Source organism: Chryseobacterium sp. ON_d1, from assembly GCF_006829085.1.
Lineage (GTDB): Bacteria > Bacteroidota > Bacteroidia > Flavobacteriales > Weeksellaceae > Chryseobacterium.
Map to the genome: position 1 here is coordinate 179,745 of NZ_BJTC01000001.1, position 15,673 is coordinate 195,417.

Below are 15,673 nucleotides of genomic sequence, written 5' to 3' on the forward strand. Positions count from 1 at the left end.
TTGGTTCAGAAAAGCTTAAGGGTTTAAAACTTTTGTACCTTTTGTGGTTTTAAAAATAAACAAGGTCCATGTAATAAACCCTTTTCCCCAGTTGTCCTATCTATATTGGAAAATATAATATGAGAAACTGGTCTTTTAAAAAATGGAACACTGTAGTAGGGTGGTTCCTTTTCGCTGTTGCGCTTATCACTTATCTTTCTACAATAGAACATTCTTTAAGCTTTTGGGATTGTGGAGAATATATCTCTTCGGCTGTGAAACTAGAGGTAACCCATGCTCCGGGGGCTGCTTTATTTCAGATTGTAGGGGCGGTAGCGAGTATTTTTGCTTTGGGAAACTCAGAACATTATTCTATTGTGATCAATGCCATGTCTGCGCTGTTCAGTGCATTTACCATTCTGTTTCTGTTCTGGACAATTACTCATTTTTTAAGACGCCTTTTACATAAAGATTATGCAGAAATTACAAGACATCAGGAGATCTCTGTTCTTTTTGCCGGAGTCATCGGGGCTTTATGTTTTACCTTTTCAGATACCTTCTGGTTTTCAGCAGTAGAAGGTGAGGTGTATGCAATGGCTTCTCTGTTTATTGCATTGTTAGTTTGGCTGATCACCAAATGGGAGAATGAATCTAAAGCTGCTGACAGCGAAAGATGGATTATCCTTATTTTCTTCATCATAGGGCTCTCTGTGGGAGTACATATGATGTGTATGCTGGCTATTCCGGCTATTTGTCTGGTGTATTATGCCAGAAATTATACCTTTTCCTGGAAAAATTTTATCATAGCCAATCTGATTACTCTGGGAATTCTTGCATTTGTATTCAAGATTATTTTTCCTCTGATTATGACCCTATTCGGAAAGCTTGAAATTTTCTTTGTGAATGGTTTAGGGTTTCCTTTTCATTCAGGAACAATTGCTGCGTTTGTTCTCATGACCTTAGTAAGTTATCTTATGATTAAGTATGCCAGGAAAACCAAAAAGAAGGTATATCAAACTGTAGTTTTATCCCTTGTTTACATGATCATTGGTTTCTCCTGCTGGCTGGTCATTCCCATCAGGGCTAATGCCAATCCCCCGATGAACCTTAATGATCCGGATACCGCCATCGGAATGAGAGATTATTATAACAGGGTGCAATATGGTGACTGGCCTACCATTTACGGTCAGAATTACACTGCATTTCTGGACAAAAACGGGTTGGAAAAAGATGAAGAGGGAAGCTACAAAAGAGAGATCACCGGAGATATTTATGAAAAAGATGAAAAAACCGGAACCTACAGAAAGACCGGTGAAAGATTCAACTATGTTTTTAATAAATCCCATATAAGTTTCATGCCAAGGATGTTCAACGAGGACAAAGAGGTAATGGCTAATTATATCTCTTTGTACGGAGCTCCTGATTTTACTTTCAATTATGATAATGAAGACGTGGCAGACAATCCTGAAGCGCACCGTATTTTTGATGAACTGAGAGCAAAATATGAAGGCGATTCTATCACCGCAGAAGACTATCTGAAAGTACAACCGTATGATCTGATCAAGGTACAGCGTCCTTCCTTTATCAAGAATATGGATTATTTCATTTCTTTCCAGAACGGATATTACTTTGTCAGATATCTGCTATGGAATTTTGTTGGAAGACAGAACGATCTTCAGGGGCACATGGAAAATACCAATGGAAACTGGATATCAGGCTTTTCTTTCATTGATAATGGCTTACTGGGGGATCAGGACCATATGCCTGCCCAATTTAAAAATGAAAGCACCGTGAAATTTTTCTTTCTTCCATTGATTTTAGGTTTGATTGGATTCTTTTTCCAGCTTAGCAGGGATTTCGGACGGTTTTATGCGATTCTTTCACTGTTTATTCTGACCAGTGTGGGAATTGTTTTCTATACCGGAGTAAAACCTTTTGAAGTAAGGGAAAGAGACTATGCAATGGTGGGTTCATTCTATGCTTTTGCCGTCTGGATAGGTCTGGGAGCAGGGGCAGTACTTTGGCTGGTTCAGTCTAAAGTTAAATCCAGTGCAGCAACTATTGTTCTGGGAGTAGTACTGTTAGGAATACCCTTTATGATGGGGTTTCAGAACTATACTCCGCACGACAGAAGCAAAAAAACAGCAGCCCGTGATTATGCCTATTCATTGTTACGTTCGCTGCCCAAAGACGATATTATTTTCATTTATGGTGATAATGATACCTTTCCGGTATGGGCTATTCAGGAAACGGAAAGATTCAGGGATGATGTGAAAACGGTCAACTTTACACTTTTAGCTACCCCATGGAACATTGACCAGGTGAAGAGAAGAACCTATCATGCAAAAGGAATTCCCGGTGAATTAACACATGAAGAATACAGGGATGGCGTAAATGACCAGGTGTTTCTGATGAAAAAAGAAGATTGGGAAGGACTTTTCCAAATGCTGAAAGAGCAGGGAGCACCGGATACCGCTTTTCAGGATTTCAGGAAATATCTGACTCAGGATTCTCTGACACTCAAAGAGGCCATTAAATTCCTTAAACTGAAATCATCCGAAAAAGACGAATTACTGAAGATGTATTTCGGAGAAAAGCAATATGAAAAGTACAATATTCTTCCGGTGAGTAAATTTATTCTGCCCGTCAATAAAGGAAATGCTGTCAAAGCAGGAATTATTACTCAGAGTGACCTTCCCGATGCAGTGGATCAGATTATGATTAATTATGAAGCTAAAACCCTTTATAAAAGCAACCTGATGATGCTGGATATGCTTGCGAATTTTGATTGGAAACGCCCTGTAAATTTCTCGTCAGGCGGAATGTATGACAGTGAAAATATTTTTTATCTCGATGAATATCTGCAGTTTGACGGCTTCAGTTACAGATTGGTGCCTATCCATACTCCTCAGAGTCCCGGTGGAGATAAAGGAAGAGTAGAAGCCAACTCTCTTTACCAGATAGTAAAAAACTTCAGATGGGGGAATTTCAAAGACCAGAGTATTTATTATGATGAAACGGCTACGTCAAATATTTTAGGCTACAGAATGTCTGTGAGCAGAGCTGTATCTGCACTCGTTCTGAACGGACAAAAAGCAAAAGCGCTGGAATTAATTGATCTTGCGACAAAAGAAATTCCTGTAGAGAAATATAATGAACCGCGTTCATCAAGCGCTATGGTTACCGGATATATTGTTGCAGGGCAGGAGCAAAAAGGACTTCAGCTGGCGGAAATGCTCAAAAAAGGAATATTTGAAGAATACGACTATTATCAGAATCTTTCCCCTTCATTTAAAGCAGTGGCCAAAAGGCAGATGAGGTCAAAGCCGATGGAATATGCACTCGTTGTTTCAGCCGTTACAGAAGCGTACAAAACGCTGGGACAGGATGAGAAAGCACATGCATATATTCTGAGATCATTGGAGCCTGTTGACAAAAAGTTCAATGTTTTTATAAAAGGACTCCAGCTGATGGGGAAAGAGAAAGCGGTGGAGGAATCTGAAAATGTCCGTCAGATCGCTCCTTTTTATCAGTATTTATTCAATGTTATGGAACCTTTTGATTCCTCTTATTCCAGGAAAAAGGAAAATGAGATAACCAATGTAATGATAAAAGTGACGCAGTAAATAATAAGCGAAAAGCCTTTAGATCATTTGTTTAAGGGCTTTTTTATTGAATCCAGTGTTGTTTAATCGGTAAAGCTCCGGATGACTTTATTGCTCTTTCTCAAATCGGAAGGTCTGGATTGGGTGAACTCATGAAAGGTATCGCTAAAAGCACTGATAGAACTGTAGCCAACATCATCGGCTATCTCGTTGATGGGTTTATCAGTATTTAAAAGCAGTTCAATCGCTTTGATAATTCTTAATGTCTTCAGATACTGTAAAAAAGAAATGTCCATATCTGTCTTGAACAGGCGTGACAAAGTGCGTTCACTCAAACCAAATTTACTGCTTACATGAGCCAGGGTAAGTTTTTCCCCGATATTCCATTCCAGATAAGATACAATTTTCATCATCTGCTTATTGTGAGTAGCCGGGAGGATAATCGGTAATGGCTGATTGTGGGTTTTGGGAAGTATTTTTTTTAACGCTACCAGAAATTCGAAGTTTTCGTCTTTTATGGTAACATGTTTCTCATCCCATATTTCAGTATATTTTATCATCTGGATCAACAGTTCAGATGCCGGATATATTCCCAGTCTGCTGTAAAAGGGATCTGAAACATCATCATAGGCATAAAAATAAAGGGAGCGCAGTACCGTTGCAGTATGCCCGATTTCTAAAATATGCTCCATTCCCTGTGGAATCCAAAAGAAGTGCCTGGCCGGTACTACATAGGTTCTGTTATCGATAGTGATATAGGCAATACCACCTTCTACATAACTCAGCTGTCCTTTTGTGTGTTTGTGAAAGGGAATCAGTTTTTCCGATTTTTCATGCATGACAAATACACTTTTATCGTCTTTATCAATGTCCGGAAGCGCAGCAATTAATCCCATAAAAAATACAATATCAATGAAAGTGCAAATATAAACCATTTGGCCGGAATCATGTAAAAGTTGACTATTTTAGATAAAAATAATCTCAGGATTGCCAATAAATTTGCAGAGCAATAATTCAAAAATTCAAATGAAAATTTATGTCGCCGGACTGCTGATGCTGGGAGTTTCCTACACCATATCGGCCCAGACAGGCAGTCCAACCAAGGATACCCTACGACTCTCCTTAAAAGATGCTTGGCAGAGAGCTGAAGAAAACAGCCGTCATATCAGAATCAATACCATCAACGCAGACATTGCTGAAGCCGAAGTAAAAGATGCCAAAAGAGAGCGTCTTCCGGAAATAGAGATCAAAGGGTCAGCCGAAAAGGCTTCCAACATTCCCATTTATGAGAACGGAATCTTTTCCAAACCCACCCAGCATGAAGTCATCCATACGCTGTACAGAGCGGGGGCAGACTTTTACCTGAATATTTACAACGGGAACAAGCTGAATCTTAAAATTAAGGAAAGCCAGACCCTTCAGAAAATTAAGGACATCCTGAAAGAACAGTCGGTTTCTGATATTCATTATAAAACAGCTGCACTTTATCTGGAGTTGCAGAAAACATTAATCTTCAGAAATCTTATTAAGCAGGATATTGAAGATCAGAAAACCCAGCTGAAAGAAATACAGGCGCTTTATAAAAACGGAGTGGTTTTAAAAAGTGATGTTTTAAGGATTGAACTTGAGCTTTCAAAAAGGAAAATGGCCTTGGTGACTATAGAAAATGATATTCTCATCGCTACACAAAAGCTTAATATTATTCTTGGAATTCCAGATGACCAGATTGTTATTCCGGAAGCACCATCTGAACAGTGGAATGAGAATACTTCTTATCATGAGTATTTGAAAATGGCGCTGGATCATTCTTTTGACTACCACGTTTCTGAGCAGCAGACCGCATTAAGTGTAATTAAACTGAAGCAGGTAAAAGCCAATGTAAGACCTAAAGTCGGGATGTATGGTGAATTCTATTACGCCAATCCACAGATTTTCCTGTATCCTTACAATCCTTATTGGTATTCGTTGGGAATAGTGGGAATAAAAGCTTCGTTTTCCATCTCTTCCCTGTATCATAATACGCAAAAGGTAAAAGCCGCCCGGCTGGAGTTTGAAAAAGAAGAGGAGGCGCATAAAGATACAGAGGATAAAGTAAGACAGCAGGTAAAGGAAGCCTATCTGAGATATCAGGAAGCTCTGGAACAGATCAAAGTGGCGGAAGCCAATGTAGCCCAGGCAAAGGAAAATGCACGAATCATCAAAAATACTTACTTCAGCCAGACTTCCCTTATTACAGAACTTTTGGATGCAGATATACAGCTTCTTCAGACAAAATTTGAACTTGAAGCAGCAAAGATTATGGCACAGAACAATTATTATTTACTACAAAACATCACAGGCATTTTATAATACAATGAAAAAAAAATATACCCCAACAGACCGAATGATCACGAAGATCACAGGATGGATTTCTGTTGTAATCGTTGCCGCACTTGCTGTCTGGGGCGGTTTTACCTTAAAGAATTATTATGCATATGAACAGACCAACGATGCCCAGGTTCAGGAATATGTAAACCCTGTAATTTCGAGAGCCGGAGGATTCATTGTCGCAGTGAAATTTGAGGAAAATCAGGAGGTAAAGAAAGGCGATACCCTTTTAATCATAGATAACCGTGAATATATCCTGCAGGAAAAGCAAACTCAAGCCGCTCTTCAGAAGGCCCGGGCTCAGCTGAAAGTATTGGAAAGTACTACAGGTACCACAGAAAAGGAAGCCGCTGCAGCAATGGCTCAGATAGATGCCAATAAAGCAAAGGTTTGGAAACAACAGCTTGATTATAACCGGTATAAGAAACTGTATGATGAAGAATCTACTACCAGACAGCGATTGGAAGATGTGAAAGCAACCCTGGATGTGAATGAAAGTGATTATAAATCGTCACAGGATAATTATGCAGCTTCGGTATCTAAGATCAATGATATTAAAGCAGAAAAAACGGTTGTTCTTGCGGAAATTGCCAGACTTGAAGCATTGCTGGACCGTCACAAGCTGGATGTAAGTTATACAGCCGTTACTGCAGCCTATGACGGAAGAATGGGAAGAAGGACTGTTGAAGTAGGGCAGATGATTGATGCAGGAGAAACACTCGCATTTATCGTCAATAATGAAACCGATAAATGGGTAGTGGCCAATTATAAAGAAACACAGATCAGGGATATGCATATCGGAGATCATGTGAAGATTGTTGCAGATTCCTATCCTGACAGAGAATTCAAAGGAACCATTATTTCACTATCCCCTGCGACAGGATCAAGTTTTTCCTTGCTTCCTCCGGATAATTCCACAGGGAATTATGTGAAAATTGTACAGCGTATTCCTGTGAGAATCAGAGTGGACGGGCAAAGAAAAGATATCGATATTCTGAAAGTGGGAATGAATGTAAATGTATATGCCAATAAAAAGCATTCCAATGGCTAAAAGACAGATGCCTTACTTCAAAAAATGGGCTCCGGAATGGCTGGTTAAGATCATCCTTTTTTCAATGACCCTTCCGGGAATTATTATCTTTTTTCTTCCGCTGTCCAATGTGAACGCAGCAGCAGGATATTACGGATGTGAGCCGGCTGATATTCAGTTTTCAGTGGCATTATTTTATGCCGGATATGTAGGATTTTACAGTCTGGAAAGAAGATTTTTCAGTTTCCTGGCTGCGAAAGAATATTTTCTTCTTTTTACCACACTGCAAATATTAGCCTGCCTGATATGCTATCTGACCCGGGAGATTTACATTCTGTTTCCGGTGCGTTTCATACAGGGAATGTTGTTTGCAGGAAATGTGAATCTCTCACTGACGCTTATTTTTACAAGATTGAGCAGTGAAAGAGCGAGGGAGATCAGCTTTTCAGTATTCTTCGGAATTCTGATTTGTGCTTTGCCTTTTAATAACCTGATCACTGCAGATCTCATTGATTCCTATAATTTTAATATTGTATATAAAACGGCCATATTCTCATACCTTCCGGGACTTGTTTTCCTGACACTTACCATGAGCAATTACAGAACCCATGCCAGGTTTCACTTGTATAAACTTGACTGGCAAAGCTTTGGGTTATTCAGTGTTATGCTTGTACTTATTGGATATATAACCATTTTTGGACAGGAATATTATTGGCTGGAAGATAGCCGGATTCTGGGAAGTGCCATTGCAATTGTTGTGCTCGCAGGTATTTCAGTATTTCGTCAGCAAGCGATTAAAAGACCTTATATCGATCTGAAGGTTTTCAGATACAGGAACTTTAAAGTAGGTCTGCTGGTCCTCTTTGTGATGTATATCTGCCGGTTTGCCTCAGGAATTACAAACAGCTATTTTTCAACAGAGCTGCATCTGGATCCATTTTACATGTCTTATATTAATATTTTCAACCTTGGAGGATTGGTTATTGGAGTCATTGTCGCATGCTGTATGGTTTTGCAGAAGAAAAATATACGGTATATCTGGGGGGCGGGATTTTTGATGCTGCTTATCTTCCATGGGGTAATGTATTATTCTTTTGATGTTCAGGCCGATGAGTTTAATTATTATATCCCATTATTCATTCAGGGACTGGGGGTAGGACTGATCATGGTTCCGACGGTTATATTTATTATTTCTTCTGTTCCTGCTGCCATTGGCCCTTCAGCTGCTGCAACAGCCCTGGCAATACGATACCTCGGATTTTGTATCAGCATCGCCCTGATCAATTTTTTTGAACTGTTTGAGAAAAGTCGTCACTATAATGCATTTCAGGATCATTTAAGTGCTGTGGATCCGGCTGTTAAAAATTTTCTTCATGAGCAGACCGCTAAACTTATTTCAAAAGGAATGCCTGAAGATAAAGCGGTAAAAGCGGCCAATAAGCTGCTGGTAGGCAGAATGAATGTTCAGGATCATGTCCGCTTTGCAATGGACTATTATGAAATAATGGTGTGGCTTCTTGCTGCGTCACTGTTATTGATTTTTCTTTTCCCTTACCTGAACCGTACCGCCCTTTACTTAAAGTCCCGCAGACTTTCACCTGCGTAAGGAAATGGTTTAACAAAAAGTATAGCTTGTCAGCTAATTTTATAGTAGAGTGCTGAGACTGTCTGAGAGGACAGTCTCTTTGTTTTGATAAAGAATAGATGACCACTTCTGGCCGGAATTGTATGTTTTTTGTCATTGCAGACAAAATCCTTTCTCTCTACATTTGTACTCATATAGAACGAGAGATGAAGAAAGAATGGCAAACAGGAATGAAAAATATAGTACTCTTAGCATTGCCGGAGGTACAGCTGCTTGATATTGCCGGACCATGGGATGTCTTTACATCTGCAAACCGTTTTCTGAGTGACAAACAGGATTTTGGGTATCATGTTTATCTGGTTTCCGGAACTTCGGAAAAGGTAATATATTCCGGTTCAGGAATGCCTTTATCATGCAGCCATACTATTTATAATATTGATTTCCCCATAGATACTTTACTTGTGGCAGGGACTGCATTGAGTGTGCTGGATGAGATCAGTCCCGATATTTATCATTACCTTCAAAATATTGCTCCGGAGGTGAGACGAATGGGGTCTGTCTGTGTTGGGGCGTTTGTCCTTGCCAAAGCAGGGCTGTTGGATGGTAAACAGGTCACTACTCATTGGAAGTTTGCGGATGCTTTACAGAAATCTTATCCAAAACTGGATGTGAATGTTAATCCTTTCTTTATCCGTGACAAGCCGATTTATACTTCAGGAGGTGTTTCTTCAGGGATGGATCTTGCATTGGCTCTGCTGGAAGAAGATTTTGGGAAACCTCTGGCAGTGGAAGTTGCCCGTCATCTTGTTCTGCATTTAAAAAGATCGGGAGTACAGTCTCAGTTTGGAAATGCATTACCGGAATATGAAATGATGTCTCCTTTTACAAAGAACGTCTGTGATCTGTTGAAAGATAAGCTTGGTAAAGCCATTACGGTGGAGTATATGGCAGAGTCCCTGAACATGAGTGTCCGTAATTTTTCCAGGGTATTTGTAAAAGAATCAGGAATGACACCCGGTAGATTTCTTGAAAAAATGAGGCTGGATCAGGCTATGAATATGTTGGAATATACTGATATAAGTATTGATATGATAGCTGATAAATGTGGATTTGGTCATGCTGTTTCTCTTCGCCGTCTGTTTCTTAAACATATTTTTCTTTCTCCGGCACAATACCGGAAAGCATTCAAAACGACAGAATAATAGTTTTTCTTATTGATTTTAAATAAAACTGATGATCATTAATCGTCAGCAGGGAAGACTTATATCATCATCTGAAAAATAATCATCTTAAATATAAAATTATGAAGCACGTACAAAACAGTAAGACAATGAATGTTGCATTTTTAATCTATGACCAGGTTGAAGCTCTTGATTTAAATGGTCCTTTAGATGTTTTTGTTAAAGCCAATGTAATACAACCTGGCAGTTATCATTGTTTTACTGTCGGAAAAACAAAAGATCCGGTTTATATGGAAGCGAATACAATGGCTCTTATTCCCACTTATGATATCCATACATGCCCTCAGCCGGATATGATTGTTGTTCCGGGGGCCAATCCTGAATTCATTATGAAATATATTCAGGACAGGGATTTTCAGGAAACTGTCCTGAAATGGATTAAAACCCATTATGATGCCGGGACCGTTGTATTTACGGTATGTACAGGAAGTATGTTGCTCACCGGAACAGGCATGCTTACGGATTGTGTTATCACTACACATCATATGCTGTTGGATGCTTTAGAGCAACATAATCAGGAAGCTGATGTGGTCAGCAATGTACGGTATGTTGACCAGGGGCAATTGATAACTACCGCAGGAATTACAGCTGGGATTGATGCCGCTCTTTACCTTGTTGGAAAGCATCTTGGGCAGAAAACTGCTGATACGGTGATAGAGCTTTTTGAATATCAGAATGCCAAATCTGAAAATTGAGTGTAAAAAATAGACGGATTTGAAAATTTCGCCGATCGGAGATCGGCGAAATTTATTTTTTTAGATGATGGATATTTTCGTTACTGGCGAAAACTGAATAGTTTAATACAAAGAGGTATAAAACCTAATGATATAGCAATATAAACCGCTACCCGGATAAAATTAAGGGTTTTCCAAAGTGATATTCTGCTTATTATTTCTGCTGAAACAGTAGGTGCTGTTGCAAGATTTTGGAATTGAATAATATTGGGTGCGAAAAATATTAAAGTCCAGACTCTTACCGCTGCATGAATGACAAATAAAACCAAAAGCCAGTTTCTTACCGGATCAATTTTCCAGCAGAAAATAATAGCAAGAATGAATGCTATTTCATGTAAAGAATGAAGTATGATCCAGAAAAACTTCAGGCTTAATCCTTCTCCGTCCAGAAGAAATCTGAAGGTATAGGGTGGGGAAGAAGACCATTTGGGAACAAATAGTAAAGTCTCGAAAATCTGAGCACCATTCATAAGAAAATAAAGCAGTGTGGTAATGCAAAGCCAGATTTCTGCGCGGGTTATATAAGGGGCAGTTAAATTTTCCATGGTTTTATATTTATGGGTTGTTGTTTAAATGATCAGCCGTTTCTTTCATCAGTACAGTTGCTGCTCTGAAATAACGCTCAATGGTTTCTATTTCCTTTTTGGAAAAAGTAGAGATTAAACTAACTGTTTTTTGCTGCAGCTCATCGAAAATAGGACCCAGTAATTTTATGCTGTTCTCAACATTCGGGATAATGATTACTTTTCTTCGGTCTTCCCTGATGAACTGTCTTTTAAGAAGGTTCTTTTTCTCCAGGCGGTCTATCAATCCGGTTACAGCACCGGTGGTGAGACCTGTCAGCTTAGAAATTTCACCTGCGGTAATCGATTCATATTGCAGAATGAGTCCCAGATATTTATGATCAGTACTGGAAAGTCCTGCTTTTCTGGCAATGGCCTCGTGCATGAAAATACTGGCATCGGAATAGGCTCTGCTCGCATCTCTGAAGTTTTGGGCATTATATTTAGTCATTAATTTGCTTATTTAATAATTATCTTAGTTGCTAAGATATAATTTGTTTTTTATTCTGCCAAACATTTTCATTACCCTAAACGACACTTTATTTGTTAACTATGATTATTACTGAAAAAATTCAATAAAAAAATAAATAACGTAATTGATTTATAAACAGATGTTTGACTTTTTTGAGTTGAAATTTATTACAAAAAAGCGCCGGAAAATTTGGAATTAAGGAGGGTTTTCCTATCTTTGCAGTCCCTTAAACAAAGGGATTTACTTGAAAAAGTAAGCGGCCGACTCGGTAGCTCAGCTGGTAGAGCAATACACTTTTAATGTATGGGTCCTGGGTTCGAATCCCAGCCGGGTCACTTGTTGGGACAAATCTAAAAAAGCTAGGTTTGTCCCATTTTTTTTGCTGTTTAATTTGTTGCTATTCTGATAGATAAGATGAATAGCAGAATTTAACCTTGGAGTTCGATGTTTATTGCCATCAAATTCCAAATATTCGGGGAACATCGAACTTATTATTTGTCTCTTTTCTTCTGTGTTGCCTTTCTGATAACGGATATCAAGATTAGCAATCTGTTTTAATCCAGATTTAAATAGATCCCTTATTTCTGAATTGACAGAAGATAAATTATTCAGCCTATTTTCTAATTGTTCAATTTTCACAGTACAATCATTTTTCAGAAAAAAATATTCATCTTCTTCAATTTTTCCATCAACCTTTTCTATAAGAGCTTTCCTTTTACGATGAGTTAATTCTTCAATCTGATTTAGCAGATTCGTTCTTCCTGATTCTGCGTTTTTGTTTGGGTGTTAAAATCTTCAATGAATGCTTCTGTAAAAATATCAATCATACCTTCTTTAGGAATTAAATACTTAAGTTGCTTGATGAAGATATCATTTGTAATTTCTGCTTTAAATCGGACCCCACAAGAGCTTGAGCAATGATAATAGTTGTAATACACTCCCATTTTCCCTTTTGATGCACTTCCGGTAAGCATTTTACCGCATTTATGACATTTCAGGAACCCACGTAAAGGCAAATTGTCAATTGAAACTACCTTGGGCTTGATTTGTCTTTTTCTACCATCGAGTATTTGCTGGACTTCATTGAAAATACTTTCTGTTATAAGTGGTTCATGCTGATCCCAAACAAAATGTGCTTTTTCATCTTTATGGGCAGGAACAAAAATTTTCCCACAATACAATGGATTTCTAATAGCAACCCAAAAATTATTTTTACTGAATCTGTATTTACCACATGCTTTAAGGCGTACCATTTTCCATATTTGTTCGGTATTGTATTTGTTGAGAATAATCTGTTCAAAAGCCCATTTCAATAAAGGACCTTCCACTTCGTGTATACCGATGTATTTCTTTTTGTCTTCAGTTATTTTATTGGCATATCCTAGAGGAGCGGTTCCCATATATCGGCCTTCTTTTTTAGCACGGCGCATACCATAGAAGGTATTTAGTGACCTGCGGTCATTCTCTACTTCTGGAGTGGCGAGATAAAATGCAAGCATTATCTTGTTTTCCGGAATGTCAAAATCAAGTGGCTATTCAATGGCTTCCGGCTCTACGTTGAAGGACCGTAGTAAATTGATCATCTGGTATGCATCACCTGTCTTACGGCTAAACCTGTCCATTTTGTGAATAATAATAGTAAAGCTGTTGTATTCTTTTTTATTTTCCGTAGCGCCTCTAAATATTTTTGCCACTCTGGTCTATTAAAAGTCTTAGCAGAGTAGTCCTCGATATAAACATTTCTTATAGTAATGCTTTTAATTTCGCAATACTTTCTCAGACGATCTTCCTGATCTCGTTGAGAATATCCTTTATCTGCCTGTTCGTCTGTGTATACACGTACATATAAATCAGCCTGTCTCATACCATCAGCATTATTGTTAGGGGTAATTCAATTTAAATACATTTGGTAAGATACTGATTTACTGTAATATTGCAATTATCTTAATGAAGTTGAGTAGTGTCTCAGCCTCTTCAATAGTTACAATTGTTCCTTTTTTTTCCAGTATTTTAACTACTTTTTCAGGAGTTAGTTTCCCCGGCTCTGTTCTTTCCATGTTAACTCTATTTCCCCTTAATTTATAGAGTAAGAGGTTTTGGAAATTACAAAATGGTTTTGTTTGGCTGTAAAAGGTTCTGTTTGACTGTAAAAGGTTCTGTTTGACGTTTAGTGAGAATTATTGAGTGTTTTAAATTGAAAAATTAAAAGTATATACTGTATTGTTGTTCAATTACACCTCAATTATAATCAGCTTATGTCAGGAAATATAACATTAGTTCAGGCTTATACCACTCTATTTGTGATTTATGAATTTCTGTTATCTGTTGTTAACTTTTAGAATGTACTAAAAACATGTAGAGTTGTAAATTTTTATTTCGAAAGTAGTTTCAAGTTCATCATAAGAAAAAGCAATAATTTGAAATTATTTTAAGAAAAAATGCAGGTGATATTATTCATGTTAAATATAATTCATAAATATTTTTATAATGATATGAAAAGGATACTTTTGCACAGTTAAAAATTAATAACAATAACTCAAATATAAACACTGCGTATGACGAAGTTCTACAATAGTGCATTATTTCTATGCACTATTTTAAGCGTATCTGCTCAAGAGGTTGTTTGGCAGAAAGAGTTCAAATCCTCAACACAGGATTTTCTTTCTCAGATTACAACTACTATTGACGGACAATATGTGATTTCAGGAAGTTCAATTCAATCCAAAAAAATTTCTACAGAGAATAACCAAAATAATGGTTACGATTTTCATTTGATCAAACTCAATCAGCAAGGCGAAAAAGTTTGGGAGAAATATTTCTCTGGTCAAAACCATGATTTTTTATCAGCAACTGTGAATACCCAGGAAGGTGGATTTATTGTGACAGGTACTTCCTATTCAGGAAAAGGTTTGGATAAAAAACAAGAGTCAAGAGGTGGGTCAGACATTTGGTTGATAAGGATCAATGAATTCGGAGATGAATTGTGGCAAAAAACAATTGGAGGAAGTTCTGATGAAGAAGCAAGATCTGTTATTCAAACTACCGACTTGGGATTTTTTGTTGTAGGAAATATTCAAAATTCCGCAAAGACTTACGGTTCAAAAGATGTTTTAGTTGTAAAACTGGATAAAGATGGAAAAGAGTTATCCCAAATAATCTTGGGGGGAAAAGGATTGGATGAAGTCGAAAAAATGATACCGACGAAAGATGGCGGCGCTTTATTAGGTGTTTATTCTAGAAGCAATTCAGGAGGAACCAAGAAAACTGAAAATTTCGGCGAAGGTGACTACTGGATCATAAAACTAGACAAAAACGGAAAAATAGAATGGGAAAAGAATTTTGGAGGGAAAGGCGATGATCATATCAGAACGCTGGCCTTAACTTCCAATGGGTTCATCATTGGTGGAGAATCCAGATCAGAAAGATCAGGGAACAAAACAGTAGGATTAGAAGAAGGATCAGACCTTTGGTTGATTTCTTTAAATGAAAGAGGAGATGAGCAGTGGCAAAAATCTTATAACTTCAAAAACCGTGATATTCTGATGAGTATGAGCGTTCTTCATTCAGCTAATGACACATCTACGAAAGGAATCTTATTGGGGGGCTATACCCAAGCCGAAGGTAGAATAGAAACTAATGATGAAACATTCTGGATGTTATACCTTGATCAGAATGGAAATGAGCAGTGGAGAAAACATGTAAAAGGAGAATCCAGAAAGAAGGAAGAAAGGCTTTCTGATTTAAAATTAAACAGAGATGGTTCTATTGTTTTAGCAGGAACCAGCGCAGAAGAACTAGGTAAGGAAAACTGGAAAATTGTAAAGCTGGGGGATAAACAGGTAGATCAGTTGATAGAAAAATATGATATCAAAATTTATCCAAACCCTGTATCAGATTATGCTTACGTAGAAATAGGTTTTGATTTCAAGGATGCAGATATTCTGTTGTACGATATGGGAGGGAGGCAGTTGCAAAGCCTGAAAACAAAAAATAAGGTGACCAAAATAAATACCCAAAATCTGATTCAGGGAGCTTATCTTCTTGTCATTAAAACGGATACAAATAAAACTGCAAATGCAAAACTCATAAAAAAATAA

The 15,673-nt window shown here is 37.8% G+C and carries 13 protein-coding genes, 1 tRNA gene and 1 pseudogene; 8 read left to right on the forward strand and 7 right to left on the reverse strand.

The features are described 5' to 3' along the window. Nucleotides 1-119: 119 nt before the first annotated feature. Nucleotides 120-3,605: a DUF2723 domain-containing protein gene (locus tag CRS_RS00820; protein ID WP_142722205.1), complete on the forward strand. Its 3,486-nt coding sequence runs from the start codon at nucleotides 120-122 to the stop codon at nucleotides 3,603-3,605. A 62-nt stretch (nucleotides 3,606-3,667) separates the two neighbouring features. On the opposite strand, the gene CRS_RS00825 is transcribed toward CRS_RS00820, so the two are convergent. After that, on the reverse strand, nucleotides 3,668-4,480 hold the full coding sequence (locus CRS_RS00825; protein ID WP_142722206.1) for an AraC family transcriptional regulator: 813 nt from the start codon (nucleotides 4,478-4,480) through the stop codon (nucleotides 3,668-3,670). A 130-nt stretch (nucleotides 4,481-4,610) separates the two neighbouring features. Here CRS_RS00825 and CRS_RS00830 point away from each other — a divergent pair, with 130 nt between their 5' ends. The 5 genes from CRS_RS00830 to CRS_RS00850 all read left to right on the forward strand — a co-directional run bounded on the left by CRS_RS00830 (nucleotide 4,611) and on the right by CRS_RS00850 (nucleotide 10,502). After that, nucleotides 4,611-5,933 (forward strand): TolC family protein, encoded by a 1,323-nt coding sequence (locus tag CRS_RS00830; RefSeq protein ID WP_142722207.1) that lies wholly within the window; start codon nucleotides 4,611-4,613, stop codon nucleotides 5,931-5,933. A 4-nt stretch (nucleotides 5,934-5,937) separates the two neighbouring features. Further along, a complete protein-coding gene (locus tag CRS_RS00835) occupies nucleotides 5,938-7,002 on the forward strand; it encodes an HlyD family secretion protein (RefSeq protein WP_142722208.1) in 1,065 nt (354 codons plus the stop codon). Next, a complete protein-coding gene (locus tag CRS_RS00840) occupies nucleotides 6,995-8,587 on the forward strand; it encodes a beta-carotene 15,15'-monooxygenase (protein WP_142722209.1) in 1,593 nt (530 codons plus the stop codon). Before CRS_RS00835 ends, CRS_RS00840 begins: the two co-directional genes overlap by 8 nt. Nucleotides 8,588-8,796: 209 nt before the next feature. Further along, the gene (locus CRS_RS00845; protein WP_172616968.1) at nucleotides 8,797-9,768 is read left to right on the forward strand and encodes a GlxA family transcriptional regulator; all 972 of its coding nucleotides are present in this window, start codon (nucleotides 8,797-8,799) and stop codon (nucleotides 9,766-9,768) included. Between the two features lie 101 nt (nucleotides 9,769-9,869). Beyond that, the gene (locus CRS_RS00850) at nucleotides 9,870-10,502 is read left to right on the forward strand and encodes a DJ-1/PfpI family protein (protein WP_142722211.1); all 633 of its coding nucleotides are present in this window, start codon (nucleotides 9,870-9,872) and stop codon (nucleotides 10,500-10,502) included. A gap of 80 nt (nucleotides 10,503-10,582) precedes the next feature. Here CRS_RS00850 and CRS_RS00855 read toward each other — a convergent pair whose 3' ends face one another. Beyond that, nucleotides 10,583-11,086 (reverse strand): transposase, encoded by a 504-nt coding sequence (locus CRS_RS00855; RefSeq protein ID WP_142722212.1) that lies wholly within the window; start codon nucleotides 11,084-11,086, stop codon nucleotides 10,583-10,585. Between the two features lie 10 nt (nucleotides 11,087-11,096). Beyond that, complete coding sequence (locus CRS_RS00860; RefSeq protein ID WP_142722213.1) at nucleotides 11,097-11,555, reverse strand: MarR family winged helix-turn-helix transcriptional regulator; 459 nt, start codon at nucleotides 11,553-11,555, stop codon at nucleotides 11,097-11,099. Nucleotides 11,556-11,838: 283 nt separating this feature from the next. On the opposite strand from CRS_RS00860, the gene CRS_RS00865 reads away from it, so the two are divergent. Then, nucleotides 11,839-11,911, forward strand: a tRNA-Lys gene (locus tag CRS_RS00865). A 408-nt stretch (nucleotides 11,912-12,319) separates the two neighbouring features. Here the strand turns inward: CRS_RS00865 and CRS_RS24625 are convergent. The 4 genes and pseudogenes from CRS_RS24625 to CRS_RS24725 all read right to left on the reverse strand — a co-directional run bounded on the left by CRS_RS24625 (nucleotide 12,320) and on the right by CRS_RS24725 (nucleotide 13,633). Next, nucleotides 12,320-13,075, reverse strand: a complete 756-nt coding sequence (locus CRS_RS24625) for a recombinase family protein (RefSeq protein WP_228451135.1) — start codon at nucleotides 13,073-13,075, stop codon at nucleotides 12,320-12,322. Nucleotides 13,076-13,108: 33 nt separating this feature from the next. Continuing rightward, on the reverse strand, nucleotides 13,109-13,270 hold the full coding sequence (locus tag CRS_RS24630) for a hypothetical protein (protein ID WP_228451167.1): 162 nt from the start codon (nucleotides 13,268-13,270) through the stop codon (nucleotides 13,109-13,111). Nucleotides 13,271-13,293: 23 nt separating this feature from the next. Then, nucleotides 13,294-13,440, reverse strand: a pseudogene (locus CRS_RS24635) (hypothetical protein); the annotation flags it as partial. A 58-nt stretch (nucleotides 13,441-13,498) separates the two neighbouring features. Beyond that, entirely contained in the window at nucleotides 13,499-13,633 is a 135-nt protein-coding gene (locus tag CRS_RS24725; protein WP_262711764.1) for a hypothetical protein, read from the reverse strand. 498 nt (nucleotides 13,634-14,131) lie between these two features. Here CRS_RS24725 and CRS_RS00875 point away from each other — a divergent pair, with 498 nt between their 5' ends. Further along, entirely contained in the window at nucleotides 14,132-15,673 is a 1,542-nt protein-coding gene (locus CRS_RS00875; protein WP_142722214.1) for a T9SS type A sorting domain-containing protein, read from the forward strand.

Coding starts and splice junctions, on each gene's coding strand:
- CRS_RS00845 (WP_172616968.1), top strand. CDS start 8,797: ATGAAAAATATAGTACTCTTAGCATTGCCGGAGGTACAGCTGCTTGAT.
- CRS_RS00840 (WP_142722209.1), top strand. CDS start 6,995: ATGGCTAAAAGACAGATGCCTTACTTCAAAAAATGGGCTCCGGAATGG.
- CRS_RS00850 (WP_142722211.1), top strand. CDS start 9,870: ATGAAGCACGTACAAAACAGTAAGACAATGAATGTTGCATTTTTAATC.
- CRS_RS24725 (WP_262711764.1), bottom strand. CDS start 13,633: ATGGAAAGAACAGAGCCGGGGAAACTAACTCCTGAAAAAGTAGTTAAA.
- CRS_RS00875 (WP_142722214.1), top strand. CDS start 14,132: ATGACGAAGTTCTACAATAGTGCATTATTTCTATGCACTATTTTAAGC.
- CRS_RS00820 (WP_142722205.1), top strand. CDS start 120: ATGAGAAACTGGTCTTTTAAAAAATGGAACACTGTAGTAGGGTGGTTC.
- CRS_RS00830 (WP_142722207.1), top strand. CDS start 4,611: ATGAAAATTTATGTCGCCGGACTGCTGATGCTGGGAGTTTCCTACACC.
- CRS_RS00825 (WP_142722206.1), bottom strand. CDS start 4,480: ATGGGATTAATTGCTGCGCTTCCGGACATTGATAAAGACGATAAAAGT.
- CRS_RS00860 (WP_142722213.1), bottom strand. CDS start 11,555: ATGACTAAATATAATGCCCAAAACTTCAGAGATGCGAGCAGAGCCTAT.
- CRS_RS00835 (WP_142722208.1), top strand. CDS start 5,938: ATGAAAAAAAAATATACCCCAACAGACCGAATGATCACGAAGATCACA.
- CRS_RS24625 (WP_228451135.1), bottom strand. CDS start 13,075: ATGCTTGCATTTTATCTCGCCACTCCAGAAGTAGAGAATGACCGCAGG.
- CRS_RS00855 (WP_142722212.1), bottom strand. CDS start 11,086: ATGGAAAATTTAACTGCCCCTTATATAACCCGCGCAGAAATCTGGCTT.